The organism is Pseudomonas sp. WHRI 8519 (assembly GCF_040224055.2).
Lineage (GTDB): Bacteria > Pseudomonadota > Gammaproteobacteria > Pseudomonadales > Pseudomonadaceae > Aquipseudomonas > Aquipseudomonas putida_X.
The window spans coordinates 1,651,395-1,671,335 of the sequence record NZ_CP167996.1; the positions used below are offsets into that span (position 1 = coordinate 1,651,395).

Annotated in this window: 13 protein-coding genes; 8 read left to right on the forward strand and 5 right to left on the reverse strand. The window is 61.6% G+C overall.

Features of this window, described 5'->3' with window-relative positions; translation table 11 throughout:
* Nucleotides 1-67 precede the first annotated feature (67 nt).
* The 4 genes from ABRP30_RS07490 to ABRP30_RS07505 all read left to right on the forward strand — a co-directional run bounded on the left by ABRP30_RS07490 (nucleotide 68) and on the right by ABRP30_RS07505 (nucleotide 9,907).
* Nucleotides 68-3,901 carry a sugar-binding protein gene (locus tag ABRP30_RS07490; RefSeq protein ID WP_349976521.1) on the forward strand — a complete coding sequence of 1,278 codons (3,834 nt, stop codon included), beginning with the start codon at nucleotides 68-70 and terminating at the stop codon, nucleotides 3,899-3,901.
* 143 nt (nucleotides 3,902-4,044) lie between these two features.
* Complete coding sequence (locus tag ABRP30_RS07495) at nucleotides 4,045-6,021, forward strand: hypothetical protein (protein ID WP_267822031.1); 1,977 nt, start codon at nucleotides 4,045-4,047, stop codon at nucleotides 6,019-6,021.
* Nucleotides 6,022-6,186: 165 nt separating this feature from the next.
* Nucleotides 6,187-8,376 (forward strand): autotransporter outer membrane beta-barrel domain-containing protein, encoded by a 2,190-nt coding sequence (locus ABRP30_RS07500; RefSeq protein ID WP_349976522.1) that lies wholly within the window; start codon nucleotides 6,187-6,189, stop codon nucleotides 8,374-8,376.
* Nucleotides 8,377-8,449: 73 nt separating this feature from the next.
* Nucleotides 8,450-9,907 carry a hypothetical protein gene (locus ABRP30_RS07505; RefSeq protein WP_349976523.1) on the forward strand — a complete coding sequence of 486 codons (1,458 nt, stop codon included), beginning with the start codon at nucleotides 8,450-8,452 and terminating at the stop codon, nucleotides 9,905-9,907.
* Here the strand turns inward: ABRP30_RS07505 and ABRP30_RS07510 are convergent.
* The 4 genes from ABRP30_RS07510 to ABRP30_RS07525 form a co-directional block, all read right to left on the reverse strand.
* Nucleotides 9,878-10,627, reverse strand: coding sequence for a molecular chaperone (locus ABRP30_RS07510; RefSeq protein ID WP_349976524.1), 750 nt, complete (start codon nucleotides 10,625-10,627; stop codon nucleotides 9,878-9,880). The two genes, ABRP30_RS07505 and ABRP30_RS07510, sit on opposite strands and share 30 nt — an antisense overlap.
* Before the next feature lie 64 nt (nucleotides 10,628-10,691).
* A complete protein-coding gene (locus tag ABRP30_RS07515) occupies nucleotides 10,692-11,228 on the reverse strand; it encodes a fimbrial protein (RefSeq protein WP_267822039.1) in 537 nt (178 codons plus the stop codon).
* 174 nt (nucleotides 11,229-11,402) lie between these two features.
* Nucleotides 11,403-11,807, reverse strand: a complete 405-nt coding sequence (locus tag ABRP30_RS07520) for a PA2817 family protein (RefSeq protein WP_349976525.1) — start codon at nucleotides 11,805-11,807, stop codon at nucleotides 11,403-11,405.
* Between the two features lie 122 nt (nucleotides 11,808-11,929).
* Nucleotides 11,930-14,377, reverse strand: a complete 2,448-nt coding sequence (locus ABRP30_RS07525; RefSeq protein ID WP_349976526.1) for an acyl-CoA dehydrogenase — start codon at nucleotides 14,375-14,377, stop codon at nucleotides 11,930-11,932.
* A gap of 190 nt (nucleotides 14,378-14,567) precedes the next feature.
* On the opposite strand from ABRP30_RS07525, the gene ABRP30_RS07530 reads away from it, so the two are divergent.
* The 3 genes from ABRP30_RS07530 (at nucleotide 14,568) to ABRP30_RS07540 (ending at nucleotide 17,032) form a co-directional block, all read left to right on the forward strand.
* Entirely contained in the window at nucleotides 14,568-15,191 is a 624-nt protein-coding gene (locus ABRP30_RS07530; protein ID WP_267822043.1) for a glutathione S-transferase, read from the forward strand.
* A gap of 132 nt (nucleotides 15,192-15,323) precedes the next feature.
* The gene (locus ABRP30_RS07535) at nucleotides 15,324-16,256 is read left to right on the forward strand and encodes an ABC transporter ATP-binding protein (RefSeq protein WP_267822045.1); all 933 of its coding nucleotides are present in this window, start codon (nucleotides 15,324-15,326) and stop codon (nucleotides 16,254-16,256) included.
* A complete protein-coding gene (locus tag ABRP30_RS07540) occupies nucleotides 16,253-17,032 on the forward strand; it encodes an ABC transporter permease (protein WP_267822047.1) in 780 nt (259 codons plus the stop codon). The genes ABRP30_RS07535 and ABRP30_RS07540 overlap by 4 nt, the downstream gene beginning before the upstream one ends.
* Here ABRP30_RS07540 and ABRP30_RS07545 read toward each other — a convergent pair.
* A complete protein-coding gene (locus tag ABRP30_RS07545) occupies nucleotides 16,916-17,542 on the reverse strand; it encodes a DUF2062 domain-containing protein (protein WP_267822049.1) in 627 nt (208 codons plus the stop codon). The two genes, ABRP30_RS07540 and ABRP30_RS07545, sit on opposite strands and share 117 nt — an antisense overlap.
* Before the next feature lie 142 nt (nucleotides 17,543-17,684).
* Between ABRP30_RS07545 and ABRP30_RS07550 the strand changes: the two genes are divergently transcribed.
* Nucleotides 17,685-19,916 (forward strand): DNA internalization-related competence protein ComEC/Rec2, encoded by a 2,232-nt coding sequence (locus tag ABRP30_RS07550; RefSeq protein WP_349976527.1) that lies wholly within the window; start codon nucleotides 17,685-17,687, stop codon nucleotides 19,914-19,916.
* Nucleotides 19,917-19,941 lie beyond the last annotated feature (25 nt).

Below are 19,941 nucleotides of genomic sequence, written 5' to 3' on the forward strand. Positions count from 1 at the left end.
ACCGGCAAGCGCCCTGCGGCTGCGCAGGGCGCTTGCGAAAAAACCAACCGCTATTTAGGAACAGGTCATGACTACCAAGACTCTGGTGCATTCCAACGCCTTCAATTTCTTGAGCTTCGTGCAAAACAGCGTGGACCCGCGCACCGGCCAGTACACCCTGGCCATCGAACTGCCCGAACTGGTCGGTAACGACCTCAGCGGCCCGTCATTGCCGCTGCGCCTGGCCTACAACCCACTCAACAACCAGGATTCGGGCTTCGGCGTCGGCTGGACGTTGAACCTTACCGAATACGTGCCGGCGAGCAACATGCTCACCTTGCACACCGGCGAGCGCTACAAGGTTGTCGGCGATAGCAACGACTACGCCATTCCCGAGCGCAAGCTGGAAAGCTTCCATTTCCATGTCGATGATGCCGAGCACTTTCGCGTGGTGCACAAGACCGGCCTGGTCGAATTCCTCGAGCTCCACGGCCCGCAAAGCAACCGCGTGGCCCTGCCGGTGCGGGTCGAAGCCGCCTCCGGCCATGCCATCACCCTTGAGCACACGCAAAACCCCTACGCCGAAAATGCCCCCTGCCTCAACCAAATCACGCAGGCCGGGCCGCCTCTGCTCACGCTGACCTACGAGAGCGCCAGGGTACTGATCGATCTGCATCCGGGGGCCGGCCCGGGGGGAGCGCCCCTGGCGCGCTACGAACTCAAGCTCAGCAGTCAGGGCTCGCCGGCCAGGCGCTGCATCGACGCCGTGGTGCTGCCCACCGACGACAAGGCCAGCTGGCGCTTCGACTACCGTGAACAGCGTGGCCTGTTCCTCCTGAGCGAGGTAGCCACCCCCAGCGGCGCCGTGGAGACCATCGCCTACGATGACGACGGCCATACCTTCCCCGGCGGTGGCCAGCTGCCCGACCCTCTGCCTCGGGTGACCCGCCACCAGATCGACCCCGGGGCCGACCAGCCGCCGATGATCACCACCTACGACTACACCAGCAACAACTTCCTGGGCTATGGCAGCGGGATCCAGTGGAAGGACGATGGCGAGGATCATCTCTACGACTCCACCGACCAGTATTTCACCTACGGCTCCACCGCCACACAGTGGGTGCTCGACGCTGAGGGCGTGGAGCAGCCGCTGCGCACCATCACCCGTACATTCAACCGCTTCCATCTGCTGAGCAAGCAGGTCACCAACCAGGATGAACACATCCAGGAAGCCGAGACCGCCTACCATGAGCTTCCCGGGCTGACCTTCGCCCGGCAACCGAACAACTTCCAGCTCCCTTACAGCACGACCCAGCGCTGGAAACGCGGCAACCAGCTTCGCGAAGAAGTGCTGATCACCCGCTACGACGAGCATGGCAACCTGACCCTCAAGTCCGAGGTGGCCGTGCCCCGTTACGATGCCCAGGGCAAATTGCTGGAAGCGCCAACCCTGGCCGGAACGATATACATCCGCCACAGTTACTACCCGGCCCTGGGTGAAGGCGACGATTGCCCGCCCGACCCGTACGGTTTCGTGCGCACGACCAAGGAAGAGACCCGGTACCCGGCCACCGACGCCGAGGGCCAGGCGCAAACCTTGTCTAACCGCTACTACTACAGGACGTTCGACACCCTTGGCGGCAGCCAGGGCGCCGACCACTACCTGCTGGAGCGCCAGGCGCAATTGCAAGTGCATGAAGGCAACGCCACGCTGACGATTCAGGCCAAGGAGAGCCTGTATTTCGATGACGCCGCAGATGCCCTGCGTCATGGCCGTCTCGAGTGCGAGACGACTACCCGGGCCGAGAGTGGCTTGCCTAGCGAGGTCAGCTACATCACCCAGGTTGCCTACACCTATGAAAAGCTCACAGGGGACGCTGGCAACGTGTTGCAGACTGTGCAGACCCATACCGGGTTCGATCATGATGAGGAGTTGGAGGATGGTAGCCGGCGCGACGCCCGCAAGACTGTCACCCTGCAGCACTGTGTGCTGATCAACGAGCCGCTGCTCAACCTCGACGACAACCAGGTCGAGATTGCCTACCAATACGACCCGTTGAGGAGGGTGATCCAGGAAACCGTGTCGCCCAATGACCCCCAGTACACGGCTTCACGCACCTATACCTACACCCTGGTGGGCGCCACGGGTGGGCGTGCCAGCCAGACCATGGCCGATGTGAAGCACGTTATCACCCGCAGCTGGGTGGACGGCCTGAACCGTGTGGTCGAAGAAGAACGCCAGGATGCCGATGCCGATACCCCGGCGAAGGCTCAAGACTACCGCATCAAGTACCAGGCCAGGTACGACGCCCTGGGCGACCTGGTAGAGGAAGTCGAATACGACTGGCTGGACTACAGCGACCGCAAAACCGAACTGCCGTTACCCTCGCACTACCTGTATGACGCATGGGGTGAGCGGTATTGCGAAATAGGCGCCGATGGCGCGAAACACTATGATCAACTCGACCCGATCGGTGATGCTAGCGCCGACGGCCCCCTGCGCGATGCCTGGAGCGAGTCGGCCGATGGCACGCTCAAGACTGGCGTGACGCGTACCTGGCTCGACCTGGCGCAGCAGCCGACCCGGATCGAGCGCTTCGATGCCGGCGGCAATTCATACAGTGTCGAACAGCACTTCTACGACGGCCTGAGGCGCAAGTGCCGCGAGATCGATGCCGCGCAGGCCAGCAAACGCTTCACCTACGACGAGTTCGACCGCCTGCGCGACGAAACCCTCGCCAATGGTGCCGTGGTACGCCGCGACTATGCGCCACACAGCGGCGAGGACCTGCCGGTAGCGATCGACGTCGATGGGGTGGTGTTGGGGACGCAACGTTTCGACGGGTTGGACCGCATGATCGAGTCCACCACCGGCGGACGCCGCCGTGTTCAGCACTTTGCCCCAGGCCAGCGCCAGCCCGAAGCGGTAGTGACCGCAGCGGGCGCCCAGATCAAGTACCGCTATGCGCCGCAATTGGGCGAGGAGCCGTTGGAGCGGTATGTGGAAACCACTGAAGTGCGGGCCCAGTATGACTACGATGGACAAAATGCCAGGCTGACCAAGTGCAACGAACAGGGCGAGGGGCTCGAGCGCGATTATTTCAGTACCGGCCAGTTGAAGTACGAAAAACGCCAGGTTGGCGACCAGCCGCCCTTCGAGATGCACTATCGCGCCAGCCTGCAGGGGCGGGAACTTGAGTACACGGATGTGCTTGGGCAGGTGCAGACGTACCAGTACGATCAGCACGGCCGCCTTGCTTCCACCACCTTGGGAACACTCAGTTCAACGTTCGAATATGACCCATTGGGGCGCCTTGAAGTGTATGAAACCCGTGACGGCGAACAGTATTTGAAGACGACCCTCGAATACGATGAGTTCGGCCGTGAAATACACCGCACGTTCGACATGGGCGAGCACGAGCAGACGCTGAGCCAGGAGTACTACCCCACTGACCAGTTGCGCGACAAATACCTGCTGGCGGGGGAGACTGAACTGCGCCATGAACATTACGAATACGATGCCCGTGGCCGGTTGACCAAGTACACGTGCACGGCAGAGGACGGCTATGCCCCGGTAGACCCCTACGGCAAAGTCATACGGGAGCAGGTATTCGGCTTTGACAACTTGGACAATATCACCCGCGTACGCACAATATTCCCCGAAGGCCAGAATATGGCAACTTATGTATTCGACCTGCCTGATCCGGTGCAATTGCACTGGGTGCGTAATAACCATGGCGATTATCCCGAAGAAGTGGAACTGCTGTACGACGCCGACGGCAACATGACGCGCGACGAGGAGGGGCGCAACCTGACCTACGACCCATTGGGGCGTCTGGTAAGCGTGGTGATGCCCTCAGCCGGCGTTGAAGCGGCGTATGGCTACGATCCGCTGGACAGGTTGGTCAGCCAGTCTTCTTGATGTTCAGTCGAAACCCCGTAGCACGCCCGTGGTGTTTCGCAACCTGATAAAACTGCCAGTTGCGCCAACTCGCGGGTGTGCAGATAGTTACTGCAGGTGCGTTGTACCAAACGGTCTCCGAATAACGAAGGGGAAGAATCGATATGGAACGTTCAAATTGCGAAGTGTCTGCTGCCGAACAGGTGCGCCAGGAAGTACGTAGAAAGCGTATGCTTCGATTGCTGGAGCCGGGTACATTACCGGCACCCGCTGTGGATCGCGACTTTATTGCAGATGACAACGACATGACGGTAGTAGGTGACGCTCTTCGGGCGAAGGACGATTTGCCTGCTGCGTTTCATTTCAAAATTCCAGAGTGGCCGTTTTCCCATCCGGTCCAGAATGACACGCTTAAGGTATATCTCGATCATAGTCCGGCGCCTTTTTTTCTTGAGAGCTATGATCCTCAGGATAAACCTACGTTTCCGCTGCAAATCCGAATTCCACAAGACCTCCTGGACGAGATAGGGGACGGCGTTAGAACCTTTCATTATACGGTAACTGCTGTAAATGGTAACGTTTCCAGCTCCGCAGACCAGACGCTAATTTTCGATAGAGTGGCGCCCTACCAAAATCTATTACCGCCGAAGTTTGCGGATATCCCCAATGTCGATGATTCGAACAAAGGGCAGGTGAAACTCAAGCTGGCTGAGTACTCCGACTTTAAACCTGGCGATACCGTCCATGTATGGTGGCTCAAGGAACTGCCCGATCCGTTACCGTCACCAGACTTGTCAGTGCCTGTAGGCGATTTACCCCAGGATCTGACGGTTCCGCTGGCGGTTATCGAGAGGGTGAAGGACGGTGGTGTCAAAGTGGTCTATGCCTTGGCTGACAAAGCCAGGAACTACAGTTCGGCCTCCCAGCCCCTCGAGGTCGGCGTTGCACTTGGCCCGTGGCCTACCACCTTTGAAGCGCCGGAAGTGGAGTTGGCCGAAGATGGCCTGATCGACCAAGCCGACGTTGCATTGGAAGTTCAGGTGCATGTTCCTGAATTCAATAATGCCAAAGACACCGATGAAGTCAGGGTTCATTGGGGATCCAAGTCTACCCCCTGGCGTGCCGTGGGCGAGGGTACCTTCCCAATGCCGTTCAGGATCGACCAGAGTTTGATTTGGGAAGAATACGGCGGCGATACAGGAGTAGGTGACGTCGCTGTAACTGTAACCTACGAGGTCAAGCGAGGTTCGGTCCCGTTGCTGAACAAAGGTGAAAAGGACTTCACGTTCAACGTCAATCTCGAGCGTATCGGCCCTGTCGATCCGATCCTTGATCCCGAATGGCCCGGGCCTATCAATGGCAAGCTGGACCCTGCCGAGGTCTATGGCGCGGTCTCCAATACCAAGAACAGCTTGGATGCAAGCGACGCCGATAAGCCTGTGAAGGTGGTTGTGCCGGTGGACCCAGAGTTCAAAGAGGGAGATGTCGTCACGCTGTTCTGGAGGGGTGAGAAAGTACTTGGCGTTGAGCATGAGATCACCAGCGATAATCTGGGTAAAGATCTAGAGATGGACATCCAATGGGATGACGTCGCGGCAGGGGGCAACGGCACTATCTCGATGCATTACGCCATTCACCGCCCGGGCAACCCTAATGGCACGCAGCCCAAGCCGACTAGCGTGGATGTTTCCGGCGTGGTGATCCGAACTGATGCACCTGCTTTCCAGGGCGTGACTGATACTGGCTACCTTAACTGCGATTCAATCTGGAGCGACACTCCTCACCCGGACGACCCCGCTTTGCGCGTTACTGTGCCGGACCTTGCTGAGGTCGGCTTCGAAATTGGCGATAAGGTCCAGATGATTTGGCGAGCCACGGTTTATGGCACCGACCAACCCATTTCGGTCGATTTTCCGGATGAGATCGATCTCGATATAAATAATATCAATGGTTTTGTCTGGCGTATCCCCTACGAGGATTATGTATTGCCGATTTACCTGTACGACGGCATCCACACCGATGCCAATGGGTATGTCAGCTACAAATCGGTAGGGACTCAAACGCCGATCGAGTCGGCAGAGGACCATGCTGTGGTCTCGATCCACGCGGCAGGCCTAACGTGCGCTATCCCACGCCCTTGAGTTGGAGCGGAGCGCTGCCAATGGCAGTGCTCCGTGGATCGTTGTTAAGAAATTCCCGCCGATTTTTAGGACCTTTCCTACAAACAAATCTGAAGTGCGGGTATAGCTTTGTGCGCCTTGGGCCTTCGGGTCAACTTTTCCCTTCGGCATTCAAAGGTGTTTCTAATGACCATTGTCCGCACTCATGCGCTGTCGCCGCTGACGAGCGCCTTGCTCAAGGCTTCAGCCTTGCTCTTACTGTCGGCGCCGGCCGGCGCGGCTACCATCGTCGACGATCAACTGAGCATCGATGGCGACACTGCGCCTGACAGTTATTTCGTCGCGCCTGATGCCCAACTCGACGCCAACGGTGCTAGTACCCAAGACATCTCGATAGGGGAGAACGGCCGGTTGAACCTGCAGCGCAGCAGCGTGACCGCGACCAGCGATGGCATCGGTGTGGAGCGAGGCGGGCACGCCATCATCAGCGACAACTCCAAGGTGGTGAGTGAGCGTATCGGCTTGCGCCTGTTGCGCACAGCCAGCGGTGGTTCCAGTGCTGTGGTCAGCGACAGTCACATCGAAGGTGCCCGTGGGGGGGCCAGCGTTAGCGCTGGCTCGGCTTTGCGGCTGGAGCGCAGTACCGTGGTCGGTACTGGCGCTTCCAGCGCCGTCAGGATGTTCGGCAACTCGACCTTGGTGGCCGAGCAGAGCACCTTGATCGGCGCGCGCGCAGGCTTGCAGGTGAACGGTGATTCGGCCTTCCCCGGTGCTACCCAGATCACCCTCGCCGGCACTCGGGTGCAAGGGCTGGATGGCTCGGCGATCGTGGTCGGTGGAGATGGCTACGAGGCAGTTGATGCCGACATCGTGGTTGGCCCTGGTTCTTCGCTGCAGGGCAGCAACGGTGCCATTCTCGAGGTGCAAGGCGGCTCGCATGTGGACATGCAAGTCGACGGCAGCGCCTTGCAGGGTGATGTGCGGGTGGAGGAGGGCTCCAGTGCCAACCTGCGCCTGGACAATCAGGCCAGCCTGACGGGGCGCCTGGAAAATGTCGATGGCCTGACCTTGAACAACCAGGCCAGTTGGACCATGGTCGAGGACAGCAGCGTAGGCGCCATGGCGATGAATGGCGGTGCGGTCCACTTCGGCCAGGCGAACGATTACCAGCGTTTGACCCTTGGCACCCTGAGTGGCCAGGGCACCTTCGTCATGGATGCCGACTTCAGCACTGGCGAAACCGACTTTCTCGATGTAACCGGAACGGCCACCGGCAGCCACACCTTGCTGGTGGGCAGCAGCGGGGCGGAACCTGCAGCGGAAAACCAGTTGCACCTGGTGCACGCTGGCGCTGGCGATGCGACGTTTTCCCTGCTCAATGGGTCGGTCGATGTCGGTGCGTTTTCCTATGAGCTGGTGCAGCGTGGCAACGATTGGTACCTCGATGGCTCGCGGCAGATCATCAGCCCCGGTACTGCATCGGTGCTGGCGCTGTTCAATACCGCGCCCACCGTTTGGTATGGCGAGCTGACCACGTTGCGCGGTCGCATGGGCGAATTGCGCCGCGATGAGGGCAACACCGGTGCCTGGGTGCGCGCCTACGGTAACAAGTTCAACGTCTCGGCAAGCGCCGGCAGTGCCTACCAACAGGTGCAGCAGGGCTTCTCGGTCGGTGCCGATGCGCCATTGCCGTGGGGCGATGGGCAGTGGAAGGTGGGTGTGCTCGCTGGCCACAGCAACTCCGACCTGAACCTGGCCCGTGGTGCCTCGGCGCAGGTCAAGAGTTACTACCTGGGCCTGTACACCACCTGGCTCGATGCGCAAACTGGCTATTACTTCGATGGCGTCCTCAAGGCCAACCGTTTCGACAACAGTTCCGAAGTCACGCTCAGTGACGGCCAGCGCACCAAGGGTGACTACGACAACTTTGGCGTGGGGGCTTCGGCGGAGTTTGGCCGCCACTTCGAAATTGCCGACGGGTACTTCATCGAGCCCTACACCCAGTGGTCGCTGGCCTCGATCGAGGGCAAGGACTACCACCTGGACAATGGCCTGCAGGCGCGTGGCGACGATACTCGGTCGTTGGTGGGCAAAGCCGGTGCCACCTTGGGCAAGACTATCGACCTGAACGATGGGCGCTTCATCCAACCCTATCTGCGTCTGGCCTATGCCCATGAGTTCATCAGTAACAACGATGTGAAGGTCAACGATCATCGCTTCGACAACGACCTCTCCGGTTCACGGGGTGAGTTGGGGGCCGGTTTGGCGGTATCGCTGAACGATCGATTGCAGTTGCATGCCGATTTCGACTACGCCAACGGCGACCGTATCGAGCAGCCATGGGGCGCGAATGTCGGGGTGCGTTACACATGGTAGGTGCAAAGGGGAGGGCGAAAGCCCTCCCCTTTGCGTTTCAAGGATTGACCCGCGAACAACAGAGAGGCGAACCATGCCAGCCAAGCACTCCGATCAGCTGTCAGGCAACCTGCCGATGCCCAGCGCGCCTGATATGCTGCCGAACCTGCCAGGGGGGCAGCCCAACCTCCTGAGCGTTGACTCATTGCGCACTCCGTTGCGCATCGATGTGCCCAAGTGGCCAGGGTCAGTGCCGTCGCCGCGCGATCCCGAGACGCTGACGTTGCTGTGGAACGGTGTCGAAGTGAATCAGAAAATCATCGAGAAACCGTTCGAGGACGGGGAGGATCTGTTTCTCGAGGTGCCCGTGGCGCATCTTCATGAAGGTGATGTGGCGGTGACCTACCATGTAGTGTTCTACAACCGGAACGAAGACAGTTCTGCCCCCCTGGCCTTGACCATCGACAAAACCCCACCAGCGCTGGCACCTCAGGATGCCCTGGTGTTCCCCGACCTGGCCGGCTCTGAGGTGACAGAGGCCTACCTGAAAGCCCATGATGACCGGCTGGTGGCCCATGTTCCTTTGTACGATCAGCCATACGCTGGCGATACATTGATCTGGTACTGGGACACCCTGGCATTTGAGCCGGATGAGGTGGATCGCCGCGAGGTCCGTGCCGATGAGCTCGGCGGGCCATTGCTCATCGAGTTCTCCGGGGCGCTCATTCGCGAAAGAGGCGACGGGGCGCGTTATGCCTGGTATCAGGTGCTGGATCGTGCAGGCAACCCCAGCAGCGAGGCCCGCCGGGCCACCTTGACTGCCAAAGCTCAGCCTTTGCCGCGCGAGTATGAATGGCCGGAGATCCCGGATGCGCGAGGGACAGGGCAACGTGTCGAGCTCAAGCTTGACGAGCTTGGTGCCTCTATCGCTGTCCAGTTGCCTGAATCCGCGCAGATTGGCCCAGATGAGCCATTCGCATTGCAGTGGGGGGAGCCAGGGCTCAATGGCAGCCTCTGTATTCCCGGCCAGCGGGGCATCCGCTCATTCACGGTTCCAGCACGGCGGGTCGTCAACATGAGCGGTAAGGTCATACCGGTGTATTACGAGGTCGAGGTCGGCGAGGATGTGCTTCTGCAGTCCAGCCCGCGCAACCTGAATGTCATCCCGTTCCCGCCATCGTATCTGCCCACCCCCACGTTTGCTGACTTGACAGGCGGCATATTCAAGTTCGGCGAAGACACACCGGAACCTGACATCCGGATCGTGAGTTGGCCCAAGATGCATACCGACCAACGGGTGACCATCGAGGTGCACGGTGGGAATAAAAGCTGCGCGGTTCTCAGTGCCCATGCCATCACGTCGCAAGAGGTGCAACTGGGCCTTGGCATGGCCGGGGAATACAAGGTACCGCGCGCGTTTTTTGACCAGCTGGTATCGGGTGTTACGATAATTCTGATGGTTTGGCTCAGTTTTGATCAAGGGCAAAGCTGGCCTCAAACACCCACCTTCACGCAAGTGAGCTTAACGTTCCAGCGCGTCGACAGGCGTTAACGCCTGCGTTATTTCAGGGGTAGCGCCCCCGAAATCATTGATGGTGGTAAAAAGCAGGCTCGCCGGGCTGTTGACCTTGTGAGAGGCCACCGCGTAACGCTGGCGCGACATGGGGGCCACCATTTCACGCGCTTCCAGGCGCTCGGTCTGGCCTGCGACCGTCAGTTCCAGGCGGCCAAAGGTGTAGTGAAACGCAGTCGGGTTATCGACCACAACATAGGTTGTGCCCTGGTCGGTCTGCAGGCTCCACTTGAGGTCGGCCAGCTGCTGCTCGGGCTTGCCTGAGAGCGCTGCAGGTCGATAGAACAGCTTGATGCGGGTGCGCAGGGCAATGGTCAGGCTGTTTTGAGCCGCATCCTCATCGCTTTGTTGAGGGATTTCCTGGGCATTGAAGAAAAACAGCGACTCGCGATCCTCCGGTAGCTGATTGGGGAGGTTGTTGATCTGAACCGTCTGCTGGCTGCCTGGGTCGAGCCGGAAAAGGGCGGGCGAAGCGACCAAGGGTACTGCGGTGGTGGTGTCGTCCTGCTCGGTGTTGACCCAGGCCTGAACGGCGTAGGTGGACTTGCTGGGGTTGGCGACCACCACCGTGCTGCTCTGTTTGTTACTGGGCAGAACGATGCGAGTGGTACTGATGGTAAGTGCTGCCTGCGCGGCAGCGGGCGACAGGTACAGCGCGAGTGTGATGATAGCGGCGAGGCAGGGCTTGAGTGTGGGCATGGCGGTACTGTGAGCGATTCCGGGGGGCAGGCGCGCGAATACGCACCTGCGAAGTAGAGTGTGATCAGCGAATGTCGACCAGATAGTTGACACTGGTCCGGATGTGGCCTTCGGTCACGGAGCGCTCGGTCATTTGCAGGCGGGTGATGAAGTTCATGTCGGTGGGTACTGAATCGCTAAGGAGGTAGCCCTTCGATTGGGTGTTCGGCTCTACCGGAGCTCCGTCTTCATCATAGATGACGAGACTCAGGCCACTGCTGTAGCCAACGCCGCTTTGCAAGCCGTACATCTGGCCCGATGGGTCGGTCCCATAATTGGGCTTATAGGTCACGTAACCTTGTTGGCCGGCGCCGATCGTACAGGTCATTGGGTCGACCCGGAGCGCGAACTTGACCAGTCCTGTCTGGTCGCCGACGACCTTGAAGTCGTCGGTTCTGAAATCGCCCAGGTGGATTTGTGGCAAGGACGGGCCGCCAGGCGTGACCACGTCGATAGGGCACGTGCCGCCTGTTGAGACAGTGCCTTCGAAGTTGATGATGTTGCTGGCGAATGCTGTATTGCCGATCAGACCCAGTGCCAGTGCGGCATAGATACGTTTCATCTGGTATTCCCTAGGATATGCTTTAGTAAGTCGTGCACAACGCCCGGCGAGCGGAGATGAACACGACAGGCATAAAGCTATGCGGGATCTCGAGCTGGATCTGTAGGATTTAGTCGCAATGCCGGGGTGCAATGGCTAAGCGAACAGCTTGTTTGTTACCGCTGCCGTCACCGCTCACTGCGCAGCGGCGGCCTGCGCCAGTGCCTGTTTTTGCGCGTGCCAGTCGAACGGCCTGCCGTCGCGCTCTGCTTCGTAACGCTGCTCTTCCAGTTGCTGGTACAGGGCCAATTCTTCATCCGGCATGAAGTGCAGGCAATTGCCAGCGAAGAACCAGAGCAGGTCACGCGGAACCAGGTGGGCAATTTGCGGGTAGCGCTGGATCACCTGGCAGATCAGGTCCTGGCCCAGGTACTGGCTCTCCAGCGGGTCTTGCGGCAGCAGGGCCAGCAATTCGTCGAAACGTTCAAGGAACAGGACGTGGCTTTCCTCCGGTACCTGGTCGGCCTCACCCAGGGCTACCAGTATTGTGCGCAGGTGGTTCAGCAGTTGCAGGTGATATTCCAGATGGGGGTTGGCCATGGGGGCGGTCCTCGGGGTGGTGAAAAACGGGGGCGGAGTATACGCCGGTTGGGGATGAGGTGGGGATGGTGGTGGCTGTGCTGGCCTTATCGCCGGCCAGCCAGCCACCACGCGATCTAAGGTCAGCGTACCTTGCCGTGTTCCGGTAGCAACTGCTCCTTGCTGAACGCATCCACATCGATCACGTGCCGGCGTGCCTGTTCCGCCGCGTGCAGCCGTTGCCCTTCACCAGGCTGCAATATCCCCCTCTGGACGGCGGCATCGATCACTGACTCCCCCGGTGCCGGTTGTAGCTTGCCCTCCTTGATTGCCTGGTGCAGGGCCTTGTGCAGCGGCGCCGCTTCATCCAGCAGTTCGCAAGCCCGTTGCAGCGCTGCTACCGGATCACCGTCAGCGTGTGGCCGGAAGCAGCCGGCGAGCAGCTCTTCCAGGGCTGGGTCACCCTTTCTACGGCCTATCAATGCCGCCACCTCGGCATCCAGTTCATCGCTCGGCCCGTTATGGCGGCGGCCAAACGGGAACACCAGCACGCGCAACGCGCAGCCGACAAAGCGGTTGGGGAAGTTGTCGAGCAGCCGGTCCAGTGCCTTCTCTGCCTGGCCCAGGCTTTCTTCCATGGCCCAGCGCAACAAGGGCTGCATATGCTCGGGCGAGCCCAGATCGTGGTAGCGCTTGAGCGCTGCGCTGGAAAGGTACAGGTAGCTGAGCACATCACCCAGTCTTGCGCTCAGGCGCTCGCGGCGTTTGAGTGCACCACCGAGCAACATCATTGACAGGTCTGCCAGCAAAGCGAACGCTGCCGCCTGGCGGTTGAGGGCGCGGAAGCAACCCTGGCTCAGGGCATCGCCCGGTACGCTTTCCAGGCGCCCCAGCCCGAGGTTGTATACCAGGGTACTGGCGGCGTTGCCGGCGGCGAACATGATGTGCTTCATCAGCAAGTCGTCGAACTCGCGCAGCGCCTGATCATGGTCCTGGCGGCCGGCCAGGGCCATTTCCTTGAGCACGAAGGGGTGGCAGCGGATGGCGCCCTGGCCGAAGATCATCAGGTTACGCGAAAGGATATTGGCGCCTTCGACCGTGATGAAGATCGGCGCGCCTTGCCAGTTACGGCCCAGGTAGTTGTTCGGGCCCATGATGATGCCCTTGCCGCCGTGCACGTCCATGGCGTGCTGGATGCACTCGCGGCCGCGCTCAGTCAGGTGATACTTGAGGATCGCCGACAGCACCGACGGCTTCTCGCCCAGGTCCACGGCCTTGGCCGTCAACAGACGCGCGCTGTCCATCAGCCAGGCGTTGCCGCCGATGCGTGCCAGCGACTCCTGAATACCCTCGAACGCTGCCAGTGGTACGTTGAACTGCTCGCGAATGTTCGCGTACTGGCCGGTGACCAGGCTGGTGTACTTGGCGGCGCCCGTACCGACTGCCGGCAGGGAAATGGAGCGCCCCACCGACAGGCAGTTCATCAACATCATCCAGCCCTTGCCGAGCATGGCCTGGCCGCCGATCAGCATGTCCAGCGGCACGAACACGTCCTTGCCGCTGTTGGGGCCATTCATGAAGGCTGCACCTAGCGGCAGGTGACGTTTGCCGATCTCCACCCCGGGTGTGTCGGTGGGGATCAGGGCCAGGCTGATGCCCAGCTCTTCCTCGTCGCCCAGCAGGTGGTCGGGGTCGTAGGCCTTGAAGGCCAGGCCCAGCAAGGTCGCCACAGGGCCCAGGGTGATGTAGCGCTTTTCCCAGTTAAGGCGCAGGCCCAGCACCTCTTCACCGTTCCACTGGCCCTTGCAGATGATGCCGGTGTCGGGCATGGCGCCAGCGTCGGAGCCGGCTAGCGGGCCGGTCAGGGCGAAGCAGGGAATCTCGTCGCCGCGCGCAAGCCGTGGCAGGTAGTGGTTGCGTTGTTCATCGGTGCCGTAGTGCAGCAGCAGTTCGGCTGGGCCGAGGGAATTGGGCACCATTACCGTGGAGGCCAGGTCGCCGCTGCGGGTGGCCAGTTTCATCGCCACCTGGGAGTGGGCGTAGGCGGAGAAGCCCTTGCCGCCGTACTCCTTGGGGATGATCAAAGCGAAGAAGCCGTTCTGCTTGATGTGCTGCCAGGCCTCCGGCGGCAGGTCCAGGTCCTGGCCGATCTGCCAGTCGCTGACCATGGCGCACAGTTCTTCCGTGGGCCCATCGATGAATGCCTGCTCTTCGTCGGTCAGCTTCGGCGCCGGGTAGGCCAGCAGGGTGCGCCAGTCTGGGCGGCCGCTGAACAGTTCACCGTCCCACCAGACCGTGCCGGCATCGATGGCTTCGCGCTCGGTTTGCGACATGGGCGGCAGGGTGCGCTGGAACCAACGGAACACCGGGCCGCTGAACACCTTGCGCCGCCATTCGGGCAGCACCACCAGCGCGACCTTGAGCGCGAGCACCACCCAGATCAGCGCCAGCAGCCAGCCGGGCGCACTGCTGAAAATGCCCATCAGCAGCACATAGGCCGCCATGATGCCAAGAATCTGCAAGGGCGCCAGGCGCCGGTGCGTGAGGTATGCCGCGCCGATCACCAGCACTACCAACCACAACAGCAACATAATCGGTCCTCCTTGGAACCAGGGGCTTGAGCCGTCCCAGACAGCTTAGACGCAATGCTGTGAACGGCAGGGTCAGAACAGTGACAGGGTGTGGCGGTGGGAGTTTCAGTTCATTGCGTGCCTGCGCCGGTACAGGTAGCGAAGGTCTGGAGTAGACTGTGCCACCTTTGCATCTCATAAGGACGTTGCCATGCTGAAGATCTGGGGCCGCAAGAATTCGAGCAATGTGCGCAAGGCGCTGTGGATCGCCCACGAGCTGGGCCTGGATTTCCAGTCCATCGACGCCGGCGGCGCATTCGGTGTGGTCGACGAGCCGCACTACCGCGCCCTCAACCCCAATGGCCTGGTGCCCATGCTCGAGGATGGCGACCTGGTGCTGTGGGAATCCAACACCATCGTCCGTTACCTGTGTGCCGAATATGGAGCCGAACAAGGCTGGTACCTGAACGACCCGCGCCAGCGCGCCCTGGCCGACAAATGGATGGACTGGACCACGTCGTCGTTGGCCACCCCGTTCCGTCCGCTGTTCTGGGGCCTGCTGCGCACGCCGGAAGACCAGCGCGACTGGGTGGCGATCAATGCCGCGCAAAAACAGTGCGCGCAATTGCTGTCGATCGCCGATCAAACCCTGGCGCACCAGCCGTACCTCTCCGGTGACCAGATTGGCATGGGCGACATCCCACTGGGTTGTTTCGTCTATGCCTGGTTCGAAATGCCCATCGAGCGCCCGGCCATGCACCATCTGCAAGCCTGGTATGAGCGCCTAAAGCAGCGCCCGGCCTATCAGGCAGCGGTAATGACGGCACTGACCTGAACCTGCTTCGATAGTCACTATCAATACATGTAACTGTACTTGTGCGGCCTGGCCTTGCACCATGGCCGCACTCACTGCGCCAGTGAATTGCCCTGGCGTGTCCTGACCTTTTCACTCGGTACGTGACCCGCTATGAGTTCTGCCCTGTCCATCCGACAGTTGACCAAAACCTACGGTAATGGCTTCCAGGCCCTTAAAGGGATCGACCTGGACGTCGCCGAAGGTGACTTCTTCGCCTTGCTCGGCCCCAACGGCGCCGGTAAATCCACCACCATCGGCATCCTCTCGACGCTGGTCAACAAGACCACTGGCACGGTGAACGTGTTCGGCCACGACCTGGACCGTGAGCCTGCTGCGCTCAAGCGCTGCCTGGGGGTGGTGCCGCAGGAGTTCAACTTCAACCAGTTCGAGAAGACCTTCGATATCGTGGTCACCCAGGCCGGCTATTACGGTATCCCGCCAAAACTGGCCAAAGAGCGCGCTGAACAGTACCTGACCCAGTTGGGGTTGTGGGACAAGCGCGATGTCCAGTCGCGCTCGTTGTCCGGCGGCATGAAGCGCCGGCTGATGATCGCCCGGGCGTTGATCCACGAGCCACGCCTGCTGATCCTCGATGAACCGACCGCAGGGGTGGACATCGAGCTGCGCCGGTCGATGTGGAGCTTCCTCACCGAGCTCAACCAGAAGGGCATCACCATCATCCTGACCACCCACTACCTGGAAGAAGCCGAACAGCTGTGCCGTAACATCGGCATCATCGACCACGGCACCATCGTCGAGAACACCAGCATGCGCCAGTTGCTGGGCAAGCTGCATGTGGAGACCTTCGTGCTCGACATCAAGCAGGACCTTGCCAGTGCGCCAGTGCTGCAAGGCTACCCGTGCCGGCTGCTGACCCCGCACAGCCTTGAGGTGCAAGTGGACAAGGACATTGGCATCACCGCGCTGTTCGCCCAGCTGGCGCTGCAGAACATCGAGGTGCAGAGCCTGCGCAACAAGACCAACCGACTCGAGGAGCTGTTTGTGTCACTGGTGGAAAAGAACCTGTCGAAGGTGGCCGTATGAGTGTGGAACTGCGCACCAACTGGGTCGCCCTGAACACCATCGTCTACCGCGAAGTGCGGCGCTTCCTGCGTATCTGGCCGCAAACCTTGCTGCCCCCGGCCATTACCATGGTGCTGTACTTCGTCATCTTCGGTAACCTGATTGGCCGGCAGATCGGCGACATGGGTGGTTTCACCTACATGCAGTACATCGTGCCGGGGCTGATCATGATGTCGGTGATCACCAACTCCTACGGCAACGTGGTGTCGAGCTTCTTCGGCAGCAAGTTCCAGCGCTCGATCGAAGAGCTGATGGTGTCGCCGGTGTCGCCGCACACGATTCTCGTCGGCTATGTGCTGGGTGGCGTGCTGCGCGGGCTGGCGGTCGGGGTGATCGTGACCATCCTGTCGATGTTCTTTACCGACCTGCAGGTGCACCACTTGGGTGTGACCGTGGTCGTGGTGTTGCTGACGGCCACCATCTTCTCGCTGCTGGGCTTCGTCAACGCCGTGTTCGCACGCAACTTCGACGACATCTCGATCATCCCGACCTTCGTGCTGACGCCGCTGACCTACCTGGGCGGGGTGTTCTATTCGATCAACCTGCTGCCGCCGTTCTGGCAGACCGTGTCGCTGGCCAACCCGGTGCTGCACATGGTCAACTCGTTCCGCTACGGCATCCTAGGGGTGTCGGATATCAGCATTGGTACGGCGATCACCTTCATGCTGGTCGCCACTGCGGTGCTCTATGCACTGTGCGTTCGCCTGCTGGTCAGCGGCCGCGGCATGCGCGCCTGAGGCCCTGAGCTTGCGCCGGCGCCATTGCCGGCCAATCCACCAGCGCCAGTACAACAGGGTGGTGAACCAGGCGACGATGCCCAGCACCACACCGCACACCACCGAGCCCAGCAGGAACGGCTGCCATAGCGTTGCCAGCTGGTCGGTGATCCATTCGAAGGTGAGGTCGTCGGGCAGGCTGCGCGGTGGTGTGCCCAGCAACCAGGCGCCGGTCATGTAGGTGACGAAAAATACCGGTGGCATGGTCAGGGGGTTGGTCAGCCATACCAGGCTGACGGCGATCGGCAGGTTGCCACGCACCGGGATCGCCAGCGCAGCGGCCAGCAGCATCTGCATGGGGACGGGAATCAGTGCCGCGAACAGGCCCACGCCCATGGCCCTGGCCACCGAATGGCGGTTCAGGTGCCAAAGATTCGGGTCATGCAGCAACTTGCCGAAAAAGCGTAAGGACTTGTGTTCCCGAATGCTGGTCGGATCCGGCATGTAGCGTTTGAAAAGGCGGCGCGGCATGTAGGCTCCCCGAGCGGTCATCACGCAAGTATGCCCTGATTCCATCTCAGCCTCGTTCAGAGTTTGTGACAATTGTTGAGCGAGCCTCGGCGTCTTTTCGTCTATGCCTGAGTGGGTCATTCGGTTTCCGGAGCTCTAACTCATGCGCACAGGGATGTTTGCGCTGGCGCTCGGGCTGTTGTGCCTGGGTATTGTTCCCCAATTGCCATCGGTCGGGTGGCTGTGGCTGCTGCTCGGTGGCGGCCTGCTTTGCCTGTGCACACGCCTTTGGCCGCTGGGTTGCTTTGCGCTGGGGCTGTGCTGGGCGTGCTGGTCGGCGCAGCAGGCGCTGGATGATCGCCTGGCCCCAGGCCTGGATGGCCGTACGCTGTGGCTGGAGGGCCGGGTGGTCGGCTTGCCGACGCACACGGCGCGTGGGGTGCGCTTTGAGCTGGAGCAACCGCGCTCGCGCCGCGCTGCGTTGCCCCAGCGCCTGCAATTGCATTGGTTCGATGGCCCACCGCTGCGTGCTGGCGAGCGCTGGCGCCTGGCCGCTACCCTGCAGCGCCCGGCCGGGCTGCTCAACCCGCACGGTCCGGACCGGGAGGCACAGTTGTTGGCCAGGCGCATCGGCGCCACTGGCACGGTCAAGGCCGGCCAGGTGCTGGATGCCGCGCAGCCGGGCTGGCGTGACGCTCTGCGCCAGCGCTTGTTGAGTGTCGCCGCCCATGGCCGGGAAGCTGCCCTCGTCGCGCTGGTGCTCGGTGATGGTGCCGGCTTGGCCCGCGAGGACTGGCAAGCGCTGCAGGCCACGGGTACGGTCCACCTGTTGGTGATTTCGGGGCAGCACATCGGCCTGGTCGCCGGCTTGCTTTACGCCTTGGTCGCCGGCCTTGCGCGCCGTGGCCTGTGGCCTGCGGCTCTACCCTGGTTGCCGTGTGCATGTGGCCTGGCCCTGGGCGGGGCGCTGGCCTATGGCTGGCTGGCCGGTGCGGGGGTGCCGGTGCAGCGCGCCTGCTTGATGCTGGCCGTGGTCTTGCTCTGGCGCCTGCGCTTTCGCCATCTTGGGGCGCTGTTCCCTGTGCTGCTGGCGCTCATCGGGGTGCTGCTGGCCGAGCCCCTGGCCCCGCTGTTGCCTGGGTTCTGGCTGTCGTTCGCGGCAGTGGCGACCCTGGTCTACTGCTTCAGTTCGCGTCTTGGCAGGTGGCGGCCCTGGCAAGGGTGGACCCGCGCCCAGTGGGTGATCGCCATCGGGCTGCTGCCGGTATTGATCGCCACCGGTTTGCCGGTCAGCCTGAGTGCGCCGTTGGCCAACTTGCTGGCAGTGCCCTGGATCAGCCTGGCGGTATTGCCTTTGGCGCTGCTTGGGACCTTGCTGCTGCCGTTGGCAGGGGTAGGTGAAGGCCTGTTGTGGCTGGCAGGTGGGCTGCTGGACGTCTTGTTCCGGTCGCTGGCGTGGGTAGCGGACTGGCGCCCGGCATGGCTACCGCCTGCGTTGCCGACCTGGGCCTGGCTGATGGTCTGCCTGGGGGCGTTGCTGGTGCTGCTGCCGTCCGGCGTGCCCCTGCGCAGCCTGGGCGGGACCCTGCTGCTGGCGTTGTGGGTGCCCAGGGAAGCTGTGCCCCCTGGGCAGGTGGAAGTCTGGCAGCTGGATGTCGGGCAGGGCTTGGCGGTCTTGCTGCGCACGCAACATCACAGCCTGCTCTACGACGCCGGGCCTGCGCGGGGTGATAGTGATCTGGGTGAGCGGGTGGTGTTGCCGACTTTGCACAAGCTGGGCGTCAAGCGCCTGGACATCATGCTCGTCAGCCATGCCCATGCCGATCATGCCGGTGGCGCACCGGCCGTGTACCGAGGGTTGCCGGTGGTGCGTGCGCTGGGCGGCGAAGCGCTGGAGAGCCTTGCCCTGCAGCCGTGTACCCGTGGTGAGCAGTGGGAATGGGATGGGGTGCGCTTTTCGCTGTGGCATTGGGCCCAAGGGCAGAGCAGCAACGACCGCTCGTGCGTGCTGCTGGTCGAGGCGCAGGGAGAGCGGCTGCTATTGGCAGGCGATATGGAGGCGGGGGCCGAGCGCGCATGGTTGGCGGACCACGCCGCGCCACGTATCGATTGGCTGCAGTCGCCGCACCATGGCAGCCGCAGTTCCTCGACCGAGGCATTCATCCGCGCCACGGCGCCGCGCGGGGTGCTGATCTCGCGCGGGCGTAACAACGGTTTCGGGCATCCGCATGTGCAGGTGCTCGAGCGGTATCGGCGGCATGGGCTGGCCATTCACGATACGGCGGTGGAGGGGGCGTTGCGGTTGGTGTTGGGAAGCCGTGGCGAAGTGGAGGGCGTACGGGGGCAACGACGCTTTTGGCGCAGTAGGGGTGCATACCCCCACGCAATTCCCTGACCTTCGGCAGATGAGCCCCCGGCGC

Bases quoted from the DNA above. Each gene is read 5' to 3' on its own strand.
- ABRP30_RS07490 (WP_349976521.1), top strand. From the start codon at position 68: ATGACTACCAAGACTCTGGTGCATTCCAACGCCTTCAATTTCTTGAGC.
- ABRP30_RS07495 (WP_267822031.1), top strand. From the start codon at position 4,045: ATGGAACGTTCAAATTGCGAAGTGTCTGCTGCCGAACAGGTGCGCCAG.
- ABRP30_RS07500 (WP_349976522.1), top strand. From the start codon at position 6,187: ATGACCATTGTCCGCACTCATGCGCTGTCGCCGCTGACGAGCGCCTTG.
- ABRP30_RS07505 (WP_349976523.1), top strand. From the start codon at position 8,450: ATGCCAGCCAAGCACTCCGATCAGCTGTCAGGCAACCTGCCGATGCCC.
- ABRP30_RS07510 (WP_349976524.1), bottom strand. From the start codon at position 10,627: ATGCCCACACTCAAGCCCTGCCTCGCCGCTATCATCACACTCGCGCTG.
- ABRP30_RS07515 (WP_267822039.1), bottom strand. From the start codon at position 11,228: ATGAAACGTATCTATGCCGCACTGGCACTGGGTCTGATCGGCAATACA.
- ABRP30_RS07520 (WP_349976525.1), bottom strand. From the start codon at position 11,807: ATGGCCAACCCCCATCTGGAATATCACCTGCAACTGCTGAACCACCTG.
- ABRP30_RS07525 (WP_349976526.1), bottom strand. From the start codon at position 14,377: ATGTTGCTGTTGTGGTTGGTAGTGCTGGTGATCGGCGCGGCATACCTC.
- ABRP30_RS07530 (WP_267822043.1), top strand. From the start codon at position 14,568: ATGCTGAAGATCTGGGGCCGCAAGAATTCGAGCAATGTGCGCAAGGCG.
- ABRP30_RS07535 (WP_267822045.1), top strand. From the start codon at position 15,324: ATGAGTTCTGCCCTGTCCATCCGACAGTTGACCAAAACCTACGGTAAT.
- ABRP30_RS07540 (WP_267822047.1), top strand. From the start codon at position 16,253: ATGAGTGTGGAACTGCGCACCAACTGGGTCGCCCTGAACACCATCGTC.
- ABRP30_RS07545 (WP_267822049.1), bottom strand. From the start codon at position 17,542: ATGCCGCGCCGCCTTTTCAAACGCTACATGCCGGATCCGACCAGCATT.
- ABRP30_RS07550 (WP_349976527.1), top strand. From the start codon at position 17,685: ATGCGCACAGGGATGTTTGCGCTGGCGCTCGGGCTGTTGTGCCTGGGT.